We start from the raw sequence: 14048 nt of genomic DNA on the forward strand, positions 1-14048 counted from the left end.
GAAGCCAGTCGTCTGGCGCAGCGCCATGCCGAACAGCACCTTCATGGTCAGGCAGGTCTGGACAGCAGCATCGCTATAGAGGGGCTGTCGGCCCCGTTTACCGGTCGGCGCGGCTTCCCAGGTCATCTCGCGATCGAGCCAGATCGTTAGCGAGCCGCGTCGCTTGAGCCCGTCGCTGTAGGCAGGCCAGTTCCTGGTCTTGTAAGTCGGCGGTGTCGGTCTGCTCATGCCGTCCAGCTATCACGCTGGATTCACGAGATGAATCCCCCTCAGGCCATTTGTGCAACAGAGCCTCGAGCCGGTCTACGATGCTTACGCACCCAACTACGGCGAACCGATCTATATTTAAGCGGCGTTTGTGCAATGAGCCGCTGAGATCCAGGGTGGGTGTCCCGGCTACGGTTGAGCCGGTACACTCTCGGGCATGCCGTTCAAGCACAACGCCGCCCGCCGCCGCCACATCCCGCAGGTCCGCTACCTGGTCCAGAACTGGCCAGCCTACGAAGCCGGCCTGAAAGCGGCGTGGCGACCTGATGTTCTGGCTCGATGAAGGACGCCCCGAAAGGGCGGCAGGCGCCGCGGCGAAGCACACCAGGGGCCAGGCCTGGTACTCGGATGCGGCGATCGAGTTGGTGCTGATGCTGCGGCTTGTCTTCCATCTCGCTCTGCGCCAGGCCGAGGGTTTCGCCACGAGCGTGCTGCGGCTGCTCGGACAGACGTTGCGGGTTCCGGACCACGCCGCCTTGAGCCGGCACAGCCCCAGCTTTGCCGGGCGGCAGCCCAAGGTCATCCTACACAGCCCGATGCACCTGCTGATCGACAGCACTGGCCTGAAGCTCTTCGGCCAGGGCGAGCGGGATGCGGATAAGCACGGCCGGACGCGCCGATCCTGGCGAAAGCTCCACATTGCGGTCAACGCCGGCACCGGCGAGATCGTCGCCTGCGTGCTGACTGACAATGCCGCTAATGACGCCAGTCAGGTGCCGGCGCTACTCGACGCGATCAAGAGCAAAATCGCCTCCATGACAGCGGACGGCGCGTACGACGGCGAGCCCGTATACCAGGCCATCGCCACGCCACCAGCCCGATCCACCGCCGGATGTGTTACCCCGCCACCTGCGTCGGCGGTGCCGAGCAAGGAGGACGCCAAGGCGCAGAGCCAACGCGATCATCACATTCGGATCACCGCAGAGAAGGGCCGAATGGCCTGGCAGAGGGCGACAGACTACGGCCGGCGCAGTCTCGCGGAGACCGCGGTCGGACGCTACAAGGCGATCATGGGACCGAAGCTGCGCGCCCGTATTCTGCCTGCTCAGCGGGGCAAAGCCGCCATAGTCGCCGAGGTGTTCAACCGCATGATCCGAGTTGCGAAGCCGATCTCCATTCGCGTCGCTTGACACCTCTCGGGTGGAGCCGTGCTGTAGGCGCACCTTAACCTCCGTGCACCATCGCTTCTCCACAAGCTACTCGCCGGGGTCACAAAGCTTCAACCCCGTGCTGTCCACCAGCAGGTGCACAGACTCACGCCCAAGGCGCGGGCGCGGTACCTCTGGTGTCTCCGCTCGACGGCTTATCGTGCTGTGGTCGGGTACGGCGAGGTCGAGGCCAAGCAGGCCGATGATGAAGGTCATGAGACCTTCCGTCTGGCGCAGCGCCAGGTGGAATACTGCCGGTAAAGTCTGCGCCGTGGTGATCGCCAGGGCGGAGTAGCGTGGCTGTCCACACTGTGTAGTCCGCGGCTCAGCCCGCCATGCTTTGATCGCGTCGGCCGTGAACCCCACCTTCAAGCTCCCGCGTGCTCGCAGACCAGCCTCGTAGGCAGGCCAATTCGTCACCCTGTGTTGCTGGCGTGAAATGTAGTGCTGGCGGTCGGCGTTGGCTTTGAATGGCAAGTTGGGACCCCTTGGCGAAATCGGGCAGGGCCCTGGCCCTATTTACACCGGAGACGCCATTCGACCTATTCGTGCACCAAGCTCTTTCATCCGAGAACAGAACCTTCTAGGGCGCCCTGTGCAACAAGATGCCCACGTGCCAGTGGCACTCCCATCTCACAGGCCAGTCCTGTTGTCTCCCAGGTGAGCGACACTACTCCGCCGAGTTGACCTCGCACCGTGCCTTCCAGCACGCGCATACCAAAGCCACGTCGCCCAGGCGGCCCAGGTACTACCGGCCCGCCCGCCTCCACCCAGCGCAGCCGTAGGGTCGTGTTGGCCAGGTCGAGGTGCCACGACACCGAAACGCGTCCCTCCGGTACCGACAGCGCGCCGTGCTTCACCGCGTTTGTCGCTAACTCATGCAGCACCATGGCAATCGGCTGCGCCGCGCCGGGTGGCAGTACCACGGGTGGCCCGTTCAGCTCGGCGCGTTGTCCGGCGAGGAAGGGCTCGATTTCACCCTGCACAAGCGCGCGCATATCAGCCCCAGTCCAGCGGTCTTCGGCCAGCAGCGTCTGCGCCCGTGCGAGTGCGCTCACCCGACCCTCTACTGCTCGGGCGTAGGACGCGGCGTCCTCCTTAGGAGTTAGGCGCAGCGTCGCCTGCACTACGGCAAGCGCGTTCTTGGCCCGGTGGTCCACCTCGCGCGAGAGGAGGGCCTGTCGCTCATCAGCCACCTTTCGCTCGGTCACGTCGGTCAGGACGGCAAGAAAACGGCGGCGCCCCGCTTGTTGGAAGTGGCGGCCATGGACCTCCAGCCAGCGCTCTTCCCCATCCGAGCCGCGCCGGATGCGATGGATTAGATGAAAAGTGTCGTCCTCCCGAGCCGTGCGCTCATGCTCAGCCCGTATGGCCGCGATGTCGTCGGGATGGATCAGGCCAAGGAAAGCGGCTCGTGGGACCCGGCCGTCGGTTGGGGTGGGCAGGCCGTAGAGCTCGAAGACACGGGGCGTGCCGATGCCTTCCTCGCCCTCCAGATCCACGTCCCAGATGCCGAGGCCGACCGCTTCCGTGGCGAGACGCAATCGCGCCTCGCTTTCTCGCAGCGCCGCCTCGGCCCGCTTGCGGGCGGTGGTATCGCTCGCCTGGATGACGAAGAACCGCACGGCTCGGTCCGAACCCTTGACCGCGGTGACTGCGGCGTCCGCGGTGCGAACCTCGCCGTCAGCGGCTTGGTACAGATCTTCTGAGAGTACCGGGCCGTCGGCCCGCGCGGCTTCGGCAAGACGACCGGACCAGGCGTCACGCATGGCGGGGAGGCCGGCCCAGAAAGGGGTGTCCCAAAAGAAGCGCCCGATCACCTGCTCGCGTCTCAGCTGAGCGGCGCGCAGCGGCAGCTCGTTGATCTCAAGCGTGACACCCTCCGGGGAGAGAACGGCCATGAATTGGAACTGCTGGTCAAAGACGCCGCGGAAGCGCTCCTCGCTCGCTCGCAGTGCCTGTTCAGCCGCGTCGCGTGCGGTCTCGTCGCGCAATGTAAGCACCGCGCCGACCTGCGTGCGATCAACGGCCAGCAGCGGCCGCGCACTGCCGACGGCGAGCACCTCGGAGCCATCGGGCCGGCGGATACGCCAGCGCGCATCAGTCACCGTTTCGCCCCGGAGCACGGCGCGCGCGAGTGGCAGCTCGGCTGACGGATAGGTGCGACCGTCCTCGGTCAAGAGGTGGTAGGTCTTGCTGTAAGCATCAGGCAGGACATCCAGCCGCGCCACACCGTGGATCTGAGCTGCTGCGTCGTTCACGAAAGTGATGCGCCCGGCGGCATCAGCAACGATCACCCCTTCGGCGAGCTGCCCAAGAACTCCGGCGTGTTCGGTCAGCCGGGCCCCGTCCTCATCGGTCCGAAGCGGCATTGGCGGGCCGCTGGCCCAGAAGCGAGGGTCATCCTTCTGGAGGTCCCTGCGCTCGCCGGCCGTGCCTCCTTCAGCAAGCCCGCTGGCTATCTCCTCCTCCAGCGTGCCGGCGGTGCAGCCCGGCGGGTCGGCCGTAAACGTCGCGTACTCGGTCTCGCCCATCGCACCGGCCCGGGATGCATGGGGTTGTCCGGTGAGGTTGCCGGCGAGACCGGCATAGGTCGGGATGCGATCGAGGGCCGCGCCGAGGGCACGCTCAGCATCCGCCAGGTCGAAGTCCTGCTGAAGGGTAAGCCAATAGGCGCCTCCCGTGCCACAGAAGCGCCCAAGGCGAGTAGCCATTTCAGGCGTGACACCGGTCATGCCCGAGAGCAGGCGGTGAAGCGCCTGCCGTGTGACGCCGAGTTCGCGCGCGGCACGGGCAACTGAAATGCCGGATACTGCGAGCATCCGCTGTCGCAATACTGAGCCTGGGTGGGGAGGCGCCGCCGGCTGCAATGTCGCCGAGCCCGGGCCCTCCGGATTTTCACTCAAGCCTTCCCCTCCGATCTCCTGCGGACCGCAGGGCCCACAATCAGAGTGTAAACTGGTCCGGACACATAGAAAACTTGAGGTTCACTGGTGTCGAAGCGGCTTTGTTCTGGCTAGGAGACCTGTGCGCGGATCGACCGAGACACAGTATCTGGCACCTGGGCGCCTGAGACAGCCGCTACAGAATGTGGCTCACCGGACCCGCGCACAGGTCTCCTAAGGCAACACCAACTGGAACCAGATGATTGGATTCCGGTTCTGGCGAGATCCTGCTCGGAGCGCATCATGGCGAAGCAAAGCAAAGACCCGGCACAATCGACTGACAACCGGCACGAGAAAGCTCGGGACCTCGGCGAAGCGGCATTGGGTAAGCTAGCAGAGGGACGGGAGGCCGAGGCCGACCAGCTGATCGAAGAGGCCAAAAAGCTTGATGAGTCTGCGTTGAAGGAGATTGTTGCGGACCTTGAGGAGGATGCCGGCTCGAACCCGGATGCGGCTAAGAACTCACAAGGCTGACCGCCGGGCGTGCTCCCTGCTGAGTGTTGGTGCGCGTAGCCGGAGTAGCCGTTGAACGCTTTCCTGCAGTCGCGGCAGCGGACCGGCGGTAACCCTGGGCCGCACGGTCCAACCGCTCCGCGACGGCAGCAGAGCCGCAAGCCACACAGTTCATCACCAGCTTCCGCCCCGCTGGCTCCGGTGCTTACCGGCGCCGCCCCGGCCAGCCAAAGAGGGCGCGTGGTGCTAACCACGACTGATTCGACGCACCGGCCCGACAATAGATACCACTGGGCCTACCTCAACCATTTCAGCTTCTCTCCGTGCGTGTCGCTCAACCCGAGCACACGCTCGCCTCCGTTAGGCCACAAGGTCAGTCGCAGGCTCGCCTGCTCGCCGTAGGCCGGATCCGCCTCGAAGCGGAGCCAGGCGAAGGGCGCCTCGCTGGTCGCAGCCGCCCCGACCCGCGCCGCATGCGTTGCGACCCGGACAGCGGTCTCCTTTGGGGCGTACTGGAGGGCCACCGCATGCATGAGAACGCGCGCCACCCCCTCCTCGGCGGCACCCGGGTCAAGCGCCGCTTCGGTCCAGGCGGCTGCCTCTGCGCGGTCCAGCCGGGGCGGGTCGGTGGCCGCGACACTGATGGCAGCTTCGACGCGGGCGAGCCTGTCGGCCTGATCGGGCCACACGTAGGCGAGCAGGCGCTCGCGGTCCGTAGGGTTTGCCACGTCAAGCGGGTCGAGGTCGCACCCCTGCTGCCGCAGAACATGTAGCGACACGTCTGCCGGCGGCGGGTCACCCTCCCAAGCGGGAGCGACCCTGACCAGCGCGCCCAGCGTGCCGGCCGTCACCCCGCCCAACTGGTGCTCGTAGCGATCGAGCACGAGGACGAGGCCCGCGCTCGCACCGAGCTCGTGCAGCGCGAAGGGCAATCCGCCGGTCTCGGCGGCGATAACGAGGAGGCCCGCCATGAGCGGGCCCGAGCGCATGGGCTCGTTGGTCTGTGGCGCGCGGTCGAGCCACGGCAGGAGGTCGGCATCGGCCTCGGGCAAGGCGTCGGCCAAGGTCGCCTGGAGCGTCTCCGCTTCTGGTAGTGAATTGGGCGGGTACATCGCAGCCAGGCGCGGCAGGCGCCCCCGCCGGACCAGGGCGTGCAGACCGCCGGCCAATCTGAGCGGAACCGAATCGCCGCGTGCGTCGGGCCGCCCGGACCAGTTGAGCACGCGTCGTCCGACTTCTGTCGAGCGGTCGAGCGAACGCTCGAGCACCTCGCAGAGCAGACCCGTGAAGGGCGAGCCGCGTTTGGCGCACGCTTCGGCCTGTGCGGCAAATGCCTTGCGAATGGTGATTTCGGCTGAGGTCACCATGGGCGGGTCCCTGTGGTCGTGTTCGCCCCGTCGGAACGCGTCTGCGCGGGGGGAGCCTTGTGGGGCGGACGCCGTTGGGCGGAGGGATCACGCCCGACAAGGTCCTCCAGAGCGGCCGCGTCTGTCCGGGCGACATCCCGTGCAGCAAGGCTTGTGCAAAGCCTTTCAACCCGCCCACGGATGGCCGGAAGGGTAGGCTTGACCGCCTCTGGCGTCCAACACCATCTCCGTCACCCAACTCATAAGCAGCGCGGCATAGGCCTCCTGTGACGCCCTGTCGGACAGCCCGTGGTCGGCACCCTCGATCCGGCGATAGGTCAGCGAGCGTGCGCGCCGGAACGCCGCGAGGTAATTCGCGACCACCGCGTGGGGGATGATGTCGTCGTGCTCGGATTCAACGATCAGCGCATCACCTTCGAACTCTGCGCAGGCGCGCAGCGCCCGGTTCTCCTCCGCGGCGACCGGGCCCCGCCGATAAGCCGCCAAAGCGTCCTTGTCGAGCCGCTGCTTCGGTGCCGCCCAATCCTCGTCTCGGTAAAGAGCAGGCACCCGCAAGGTGAGCCACCTGACGGGCCGGAGTGTGGTAAGGATAGCCGCCAGGTAGGCGCCGTAGCTGCTGCCGACGGCGCCGATCGCCGCCGGGTCGACGCCCGGCTGACCGGCTAGCGTATCGTAGGCCGCAACAAGGTCGCGCAGGTTGTCCTCACGCGACACGGTGTTGTGCCGGGGGTCATCTCGCGCCACGCCGCGCGGCTCGAAGGTTAGGCCGACGCAGCCGAGCGACGCAATCTGACGGGCGCGGGGGAGGTAGACGTCCTGATTGCTCCCCCACCCCTGCACGAACAGCATGCCGGGAATCGCGGTCGCCGGCGCGACCACGGTACCGGGAATGCTCCGACCGTCGACAGGAATTTCGACCGCTTCATCGCGCGTAGCCATCAGAGCTCCACCATCGCGTATTTGGTCATCGGGCCATCCAGCTCGTCCACCCCCCGGAAGTACACCGTCGCGTTCGGCGGCGGTGGCGCGGCTTCGCCATAGATCTCCACGGTAGCGGCGCGTACCGTGCGCAGCGCGGGCTCGGCGCGGAACGCCTCCAGTGCCGCGAGCTCAGCGCCGCTCGCGCCGCCGATACGCCAGGACTGCTCCAGAACGCCGCAGCGGGGTCGGCCCGTCGCGTCTGACCCTTGGGCAACATCGTAGTTGCGGCGCGAGGCGAACATCCCTGCGAAACACTCCACCGCCGCTGTATCGTAGACCTGCGCCTGTGACACCGCGAGCCGTGTTTCGTCCGAAAGTCCGAGCTCCGCCAGCGCTTCGAAGCCGCCGCGTGCGACGAACAGCTCGGAGCCGCCGTAGACGGCCGCGCCGCTGCTGTCCTGAGTGAGACGCTGTGTGCCACAGTAGGTCGCGACCAGCTCGGCCACCCGCACTTGGCCTACGCTGTAGGTCGTCACCGCCGCCAGATTCTCCTCCAGGACGAGCCCATCGTCCGAGAAGGTCGCGGCCTCCACCCTGTCGAGCGTTGCCTCCAGCGCGGTCATATCGGAGACCACGACCTGCCCGCGCCCGCCAGTCGCCCGCACTCGCTTGACGCGCACGGGCCCGCGCTCAAGCAGGCGCTCGCCGGCGCGGCGGGCGTCCGCGCGGGCGAAGGCGGTGAAGCCGGAAAGGACGGCACCACTCACCCGGTGCCCGAATGCGGGCGACCAGCCGGGCGGCGCTGCCGCGTCTGCGCAGACGAGGGGATGGGTGATCGCCTTGGTCGCTACGAAGGCCTGAGGCACTACGCCGCCAAACAGGTCGTGCTCGCCGCGCACCCCGAGCGCCGCCGCCGCCCCAAGCCCGACAAGGGTGTCGCTCGGCACGAGGTAGACGGGGCCCCGGTAGCACGTGCCCGGCTGGTACTCCCCCGCAAATTCGAGGCCTTTCACGGCGGCCAGCTGCCTCGCTATGACCTCGCGGGTAGCCCTTTCGTGGCGATGGGCAAAGCCGCGCCCGGGGTCGGAGTACACGGCCACAACACCACGCTGCACCTGTAAATCTCCCACCGCGCCTATGCTCCACCCCTACAAGGCCAAGCAGCAACGCCGGGCCACTCAGGGGTGGTGGGCCGAACGCCTCGCGGGTACGCATCGTGCGGCCGCATCCGCACGAGTTGAAAGGGCCAACACCAAACGCCTGAGCGCGCCGGTCGGGCGCGGTCCGCAAATCACCAAAGTTTGCTCGACTTCGTGCGCTGGAGTTCGTTCGTGCTAGACGGCACCGCCGCAGCTATAGGGCCCTGACCACCCGCGGTCTGCCAAAGCGTCGCCCCAAGTTTACGCGAATGGACGAACGCCTAAAAACAGCACAATGGCGCCGGTCGACAACGGATCGGACACGGGCGGGCGGCACGACAGTAGGGCTAGTACGCCCACTGACGCGGAGGAGCTTTGCGCTGAGACGCCTCCCTGGCGGCGCGGCTGCCGGCTTGGTGAGCCGTTGCACGGATCAGGTTCCGCACGATGCAAGGAAGTCCAGCACGGCCGTGTTGAAGGCTGCAGGATTGTGGTGGTTCATTGGGTGCGAAGCGCCCGGGATGGTCACACGCTGGACATTCCTAAGCGACTGCTCCAGCGCGTCTAGTATCCGTGCGTAGGCCGGCGGCGATCGTTCTGCGCCGACCAGCAATGTTGGTGCCGCAATCTCCTCTACGTTCCTTCGGGTGAAAGGGGCCCGTTGCTCCCTGAACTGCCCGAGCAGCGTATGTGCATTGTCCCTCATGACCTGCTTTGATCGCTCGGAAAGGTCGTCCCAGGCGCCACGACCGCTGACCGCCTCCACGAACACGGCAAGGCCAGCGTCGATATCACCTTGGCGGATACACTCGGCTGCTCCATCGAACGAAATGGGTGCGACCGAAGCCGTTGGCGTCGGAGTATGCTGCAATGATGCATCGAGGTCGCCGCCAGGCTCGGCGAGGACCAGAGCGCGGACCCGGTCCGGGAAGTTGCGAGCGACCTGAAACGCCACATAGCCCCCCCGCGAGTGCCCGACGAGGTGTACCGGTCCGGCTCCGAGGGTGGCCAGGAAGGCAGCAACATCCTCGGTATGCTGCTGCGTGGTGAAGTCGTCGCCCGACCCGTCCCAGCACGCAGGCCAGAAGTGGCGGAGGCTGACGGTGATCGCCCGGTACTGCTGGCCGAACGCTTCCATCTGCGGCATCCAATACCGGCAGTCGCAGAGTGCACCGTGGATGAGAAGCAGAGGAGTACCTGCCCCCCGCTCCAGGTAAGCCATGTCGTAGTCATTGGCCCGCAGGAACTGCATCGGCGTCTTTCGGCTCCCGGACAGGGCCGCCTGCACGTGCAGAAGCGCCGGCATCAGGCAGATGCTCGTTGCGGGGCGGCCAAGCTCACCACACCGTCCGGCCTTTCGAACAAGGTTCAGCCTAACACGCCGCAACAGGCCTGCAAGCTCGCCTTCGAGGCAGGAAATAACTGTTTCCTGAAATGCAGCGCCAGGCCAGTCAGCGGTACCAAGTGTCAGATTTTGGCCACTAAAGTAGGCGAAGCCCAGCCTTAGTCCCGCCAGCCCAGCGCGCTACTCACCCGCTTCGAACCAGTCCGATGTCGCGTCGCGTATCCGTCGATCGGCACGCTACGGCATCACCCGTTTCAGCCCTATGCAGGTCAACTGGACCCGCTAGGTGCCGACACGGCGATCAGAGAGAAGGACCAAACTCGGTAAGATGCGGACGATGCTAATCGCCAGACGGTCCCTGCTCGCGCTTGGAGCCTTCTGCTTTATCACTGGCGCCGACGCGGCGGTGGAGCAGTTCTTTGACTCGGCCGGCGTTCGCATTCGCTACATTGAGGAGGGCTGGGGGGAGTGTGTCGTCCTGGTTCACGGCTACACCTCGGACGCCGAGGCCCAGTGGGCCTGGACCGGCATACCCCAGGCTCTTGCCGCGCGGTACCGCGTCATTGCCCTGGACGTGCGAGGTCACGGGCGCAGCGGTAAGCCGCATGCCGCCGCCCAGTACGGGCCAGAGATGGGATATGACATCCTGCGCCTGCTCGATCGCCTTGGCATCGCGCGAGCCCATATCATCGGGTACTCGATGGGGGCGCACATCGTGGCGCAGTTGCTCACCATCCATCCCGAGCGATTCCTGACCGCGACGCTTGGCGGCGCTCCCGGCCGGTTCAGCTGGTCGCCGGAGGATCAGCAGCGGGTAGATCGCGAAGCGGCCGAGATGGAGCAGGGCCTGCTCCGCTCCCAAATGCTCCGGCTTTGGCCAAACGGCGAACCGCCGCCCGATGAGGCGCGAATCCGCGAGCTCTCTGCCGCACAACTCGCCCGCCAAGACGTGCGCGCCCTCGCTGCTGTGCGGCGCTCGAACCCCGCCCAGGTAGTCACCCTGGCGCAAATGGCGGCAGTCACGGTGCCGACGCTCGGGCTTGTCGGCACCGCTGATCCCTACCTGGGCTCGTTCTTTGAGCTGAGGGCGAGGATGCCACAGCTCAAGTTAGTCACTATCGAGAATGCTTCGCACGGCTTAGCACCAGGAAGGCCTGAGTTCGCCCAGGCTATCCTGGTCTTCTTGCACGCCCACCCTGCGGCGTCGGAGAAATAAGTGGTCACCGCTTGCATTGCGATGACGTGCGCTCGGTCAGCGGGGCAGCCTTCGGAGGCTTGTATCTGGACGATGTCTGCCGATGCGTCGGCAACAGGGTGATGGTGCGCAGCGAGCCCAACCTGAGCAACATACCCGTCAGCACCATAATGGCAGCGCCGGAACGTTCCAATGCGAAGAGGGGATGGTTCGCTGCCTCCGGCGCGATAGGCGCGATTTCCTTGCTGATTCGCAACTGCTTGATTGGCGGTTGCGGTGATGCAGCAGCCCTGGCCAGAGACTTTCATTCCCCGGTTCCCACCGCTGCTCCAGTCGGCTTCCTTACACGTCGTCTCCCGCGATCCAGGCATTTGGCCCAGGTGCGGGCTCGGCTATGCAAAGAGCGACGCATCTTCGCTCCGCCTTTGCTCCGATCCTTCTGCTCGTCTTCTGCATTTCCGCCGGGTTGAAAAAGCGGCAGGTGGCGCAGCGCGTCTCGCTCGGCAGGAATATGTCGGCACCAATCGGGTGCCGACATTGGTTCCGGTGCGCTTGATCGTCGCTGCAACGCTGACCGCTACGAGAGCGGTTTCCGTCCGAACCGTCTTACGGACCCCGCCCCAACATGTGGCGGGTCCCATCGGTCATCAGGCCCCGGCCGGACCGGGACCCATGCTTCAATTGCTGCGAACTTCCGCAGCTTTTCAGAAGGCCGGGATCACCGCGCCCTGGAAGGTGGCGGCGACGAAGTCCTTCACCTCCTGCGTCTGGTAGGCCGCGACCAGCCGACGCACCCAGGGCGCAGCCTCATCCTGCCGACGCACGGCGATAAGGTTGGCATAAGGGCTGTCGCCGCTCTCCAGCGCGATCGCGTCCTTCACCGGGTTGAGCCCGGCGGGGACGGCGAAATTGGTGTTGATCGCCGCCGCATCCACCTCCTGAAGCACGCGCGGCAACTGCGCCGCTTCCAGTTCCAGGATGCGCAGCCGGCGGGGGTTCTCGGTGATGTCGGCGACCGTCGCCCGGAAGTCGCTGCCCGCGCGCAGGCCGAAGGCGCCCTTCGACGCCAGCAGCACCAAGGCGCGGCCGCCATTGGTCGGGTCGTTCGGGATGGCGATGCGGCCGCTCTGCGGCAACTCCGCCAGCGCCTTGATCCGGCGTGAATAGACGCCAAGCGGGAAGATCAGCGTCTTGCCGACGCCCACCAGCGCCAGGCCGCGATCCTTCACCTGCTGGTCGAGGAAGGGCTGGTGTTGGTAGCTGTTGGCATCGAGGTCGCCCGCCGCCAGCGCCGCATTCGGCTGGATGTAGTCCTGGAATTCGGTGATGCGCAGGACGAGCCCGTCGCGCGCGGCGATCTCGCGCACCTTCTCCAGCACCTGCGCATGCGGCCCCGCCGTCGCGCCGATGCGGAGCGGTCGGGCAGCGCTGCCGATCTCCTGCGCGTAAGCAAGAGAGGGTGCGGCAAGGGCGGCGAGCAGCAGCGGGCGGCGGCGGATCATGCGAGGTACTCCGTCAGCGGTGGGACAGCCGGCGGACCAGCCAATCCCCGATGGATTGCAGGCCCTGCACCAGCAGGATGAGGATGAGGACGACGCTCGCCATCACCTCCGGCATGAAGCGCTGGTAGCCGAAGCGGATGCCGAGGTCGCCGAGCCCGCCGCCGCCGATCGCCCCCGCCATGGCGGAGAAGCCGACCAGTGAGACCAGCGCCACGGTGACGGCGGCGATGAGGCCCGGCAGCGCCTCCGGCACCAGCACCTTCCAGACGATCTGGCCACGCGAGGCGCCCATGGCCTGCGCCGCCTCGACCACGCCAGGGTCGACCTCGCGCAGCGCATTTTCGAAGAGCCGGGCGAGGAAGGCCGTCGCGGCCAGCGCCAGCGGAACGATCGCCGCCCCGGTGCCGATCGAGGTCCCGGCGACGAGGCGCGTGAACGGCACGATGGCGACCATCAGGATGATGAAGGGCGTCGAGCGCAGCGCGTTGACGACGAGGCCGAGCGGCCGGTTCAGCCAGGGCCGCGGCGAGAGCCCGCCCGGCCCCGTCACATGCAGCAGCAGGGCAAGCGGCAGGCCGAAGGCGATGGCGAGCACCGTGCTGACGCCGACCATGACGAGGGTCTGGCCCAGCGCCTCGATCAGCAGCTCCTGCATCATGGGGGTGAGCCAAGTCATGGCGCGATCTCCTCGATGACGAGGCCGAGCCCGCGCATCCAGGCGAAGGCCGCCTCCAGGGCCTCAGCCGGGCCATAGGCGGCGAGCGCCATCACGCCGAAGGGTTCGCCGGCGATGCTGTCGATGCGGCCGGCCGCGATGTCGAGGTCGATGCCGAAGTCCCGGCTCGCCTCGCTGATGACGGCGCGGGTGCTGTGCGGGCCGAGGAAGAGTACCTGCACCAGCCGCCGCGCCTCGCCCGGCTTTGGCGCGGGCAGGCGGGCGAGCGTCCCGGCCGGCACGCCATGGCCGATCACCTCGGCGACGAAGCGGCGCGTCGTCTCCTGGCGCGGCCGGGTGAAGACCTCGAGCACCGGTCCCTGCTCGATGACCCGGCCGGCCTCCATCACCGCCACGCGGTCGCAGATCGACTTCACCACCGCCATCTCATGGGTAATGAGCAGCACGGTGAGCTGCAAGCGGTCGCGCAGGTTGCGGATGAGGGCGAGGATCTCGGCCGTCGTCTCCGGGTCGAGCGCGCTGGTCGCCTCGTCGCAGAGCAGGATGCGCGGACGGCTGGCGAGCGCGCGGGCGATGCCGACGCGCTGCTTCTGTCCGCCCGACAGCTGGGCCGGATAGGCGTCCCGCTTCGCCTCCAGTCCGACGAGCGGCAGCAGCTCCGCGACGCGGGCCGCGCGTTCAGCACGGGAGATGCCCGCGATCTCGAGCGGGAAGGCGATGTTCTCGGCGACCGTCCGGCGGTGGTGCAGGTTGAAGTGCTGGAAAACCATGCCGATGCCGCGCCGGGCCGTACGCAGCGCCGCAGCGTCGAGGCCCAGCAACTCCTGGCCGAGCACGGTGACGGCGCCAGCATCCGGTCGTTCCAACAGGTTGATGGTGCGCACCAGCGTCGACTTGCCGGCGCCGGAGCGGCCGACGATGCCGAAGATCTCGCCGCCCCGCACCTCGAGCGAGACGTCCCTCAGCGCCAGCGTCCCGCCCTCGGCGAAGCGCTTGCTGAGGCCGGCAAGGCGGATGGCAATGTCGTCGGCCTGGAGGGCGGGCATGTCACGCATGATGGTCGTGATATGGTCTGGTTGTGCCAAGATTA

The 14048-nt window shown here is 67.0% G+C and carries 12 protein-coding genes and 1 pseudogene; 3 read left to right on the forward strand and 10 right to left on the reverse strand.

All coding sequences use genetic code 11. The features are described from left to right. The coding region (locus tag EP26_RS14865) for a transposase (protein ID WP_043339568.1) at positions 1-228 on the reverse strand (228 nt) is incomplete at its 3' end. A gap of 196 nt (positions 229-424) precedes the next feature. On the opposite strand from EP26_RS14865, the pseudogene EP26_RS14870 reads away from it, so the two are divergent. Beyond that, positions 425-1397 (forward strand): annotated as a pseudogene (locus tag EP26_RS14870) (IS5 family transposase). 66 nt (positions 1398-1463) lie between these two features. On the opposite strand, the gene EP26_RS33195 reads toward EP26_RS14870, so the two are convergent. Next, positions 1464-1835, reverse strand: a complete 372-nt coding sequence (locus tag EP26_RS33195) for a transposase (protein WP_281177088.1) — start codon at positions 1833-1835, stop codon at positions 1464-1466. Positions 1836-1978: 143 nt separating this feature from the next. Then, on the reverse strand, positions 1979-4321 hold the full coding sequence (locus tag EP26_RS31985) for a HigA family addiction module antitoxin (RefSeq protein WP_169747406.1): 2343 nt from the start codon (positions 4319-4321) through the stop codon (positions 1979-1981). Between the two features lie 282 nt (positions 4322-4603). Here EP26_RS31985 and EP26_RS14885 point away from each other — a divergent pair, with 282 nt between their 5' ends. Further along, positions 4604-4834 (forward strand): hypothetical protein, encoded by a 231-nt coding sequence (locus EP26_RS14885; protein WP_043339570.1) that lies wholly within the window; start codon positions 4604-4606, stop codon positions 4832-4834. A gap of 275 nt (positions 4835-5109) precedes the next feature. On the opposite strand, the gene EP26_RS14890 is transcribed toward EP26_RS14885, so the two are convergent. The 4 genes from EP26_RS14890 to EP26_RS14905 all read right to left on the reverse strand — a co-directional run bounded on the left by EP26_RS14890 (position 5110) and on the right by EP26_RS14905 (position 9546). Then, positions 5110-6180, reverse strand: coding sequence for a DUF2332 domain-containing protein (locus tag EP26_RS14890; RefSeq protein WP_043339572.1), 1071 nt, complete (start codon positions 6178-6180; stop codon positions 5110-5112). A 165-nt stretch (positions 6181-6345) separates the two neighbouring features. Beyond that, the gene (locus EP26_RS14895; RefSeq protein WP_043339573.1) at positions 6346-7119 is read right to left on the reverse strand and encodes an alpha/beta hydrolase family protein; all 774 of its coding nucleotides are present in this window, start codon (positions 7117-7119) and stop codon (positions 6346-6348) included. Further along, positions 7119-8231, reverse strand: coding sequence for a DUF3182 family protein (locus tag EP26_RS14900; protein ID WP_052389213.1), 1113 nt, complete (start codon positions 8229-8231; stop codon positions 7119-7121). Before EP26_RS14900 ends, EP26_RS14895 begins: the two co-directional genes overlap by 1 nt. 442 nt (positions 8232-8673) lie before the next feature. After that, complete coding sequence (locus EP26_RS14905; RefSeq protein ID WP_052389214.1) at positions 8674-9546, reverse strand: alpha/beta fold hydrolase; 873 nt, start codon at positions 9544-9546, stop codon at positions 8674-8676. Between the two features lie 376 nt (positions 9547-9922). Here EP26_RS14905 and EP26_RS14910 point away from each other — a divergent pair, with 376 nt between their 5' ends. Beyond that, the gene (locus tag EP26_RS14910; RefSeq protein WP_052389224.1) at positions 9923-10801 is read left to right on the forward strand and encodes an alpha/beta fold hydrolase; all 879 of its coding nucleotides are present in this window, start codon (positions 9923-9925) and stop codon (positions 10799-10801) included. Between the two features lie 683 nt (positions 10802-11484). Here EP26_RS14910 and EP26_RS14915 read toward each other — a convergent pair. Genes EP26_RS14915 through EP26_RS14925 form a run of 3 tightly spaced genes read right to left on the reverse strand, consistent with a single transcriptional unit; the run spans position 11485 to position 14013 of the window. Next, positions 11485-12282 carry a MetQ/NlpA family ABC transporter substrate-binding protein gene (locus EP26_RS14915; protein ID WP_043339576.1) on the reverse strand — a complete coding sequence of 266 codons (798 nt, stop codon included), beginning with the start codon at positions 12280-12282 and terminating at the stop codon, positions 11485-11487. Between the two features lie 13 nt (positions 12283-12295). Then, a complete protein-coding gene (locus EP26_RS14920; protein WP_043339577.1) occupies positions 12296-12958 on the reverse strand; it encodes a methionine ABC transporter permease in 663 nt (220 codons plus the stop codon). Beyond that, positions 12955-14013, reverse strand: a complete 1059-nt coding sequence (locus EP26_RS14925) for a methionine ABC transporter ATP-binding protein (RefSeq protein ID WP_245624410.1) — start codon at positions 14011-14013, stop codon at positions 12955-12957. Before EP26_RS14925 ends, EP26_RS14920 begins: the two co-directional genes overlap by 4 nt. Positions 14014-14048: the final 35 nt, after the last annotated feature.

It is taken from the genome of Belnapia moabensis DSM 16746 (assembly GCF_000745835.1).
Taxonomy (GTDB): domain Bacteria; phylum Pseudomonadota; class Alphaproteobacteria; order Acetobacterales; family Acetobacteraceae; genus Belnapia; species Belnapia moabensis.

Bases quoted from the DNA above. Each gene is read 5' to 3' on its own strand.
- EP26_RS14920 (WP_043339577.1), bottom strand. From the start codon at position 12,958: ATGACTTGGCTCACCCCCATGATGCAGGAGCTGCTGATCGAGGCGCTG.
- EP26_RS14915 (WP_043339576.1), bottom strand. From the start codon at position 12,282: ATGATCCGCCGCCGCCCGCTGCTGCTCGCCGCCCTTGCCGCACCCTCT.
- EP26_RS14925 (WP_245624410.1), bottom strand. From the start codon at position 14,013: ATGCGTGACATGCCCGCCCTCCAGGCCGACGACATTGCCATCCGCCTT.
- EP26_RS14885 (WP_043339570.1), top strand. From the start codon at position 4,604: ATGGCGAAGCAAAGCAAAGACCCGGCACAATCGACTGACAACCGGCAC.
- EP26_RS14910 (WP_052389224.1), top strand. From the start codon at position 9,923: ATGCTAATCGCCAGACGGTCCCTGCTCGCGCTTGGAGCCTTCTGCTTT.
- EP26_RS14905 (WP_052389214.1), bottom strand. From the start codon at position 9,546: ATGCCGGCGCTTCTGCACGTGCAGGCGGCCCTGTCCGGGAGCCGAAAG.
- EP26_RS14890 (WP_043339572.1), bottom strand. From the start codon at position 6,180: ATGGTGACCTCAGCCGAAATCACCATTCGCAAGGCATTTGCCGCACAG.
- EP26_RS14895 (WP_043339573.1), bottom strand. From the start codon at position 7,119: ATGGCTACGCGCGATGAAGCGGTCGAAATTCCTGTCGACGGTCGGAGC.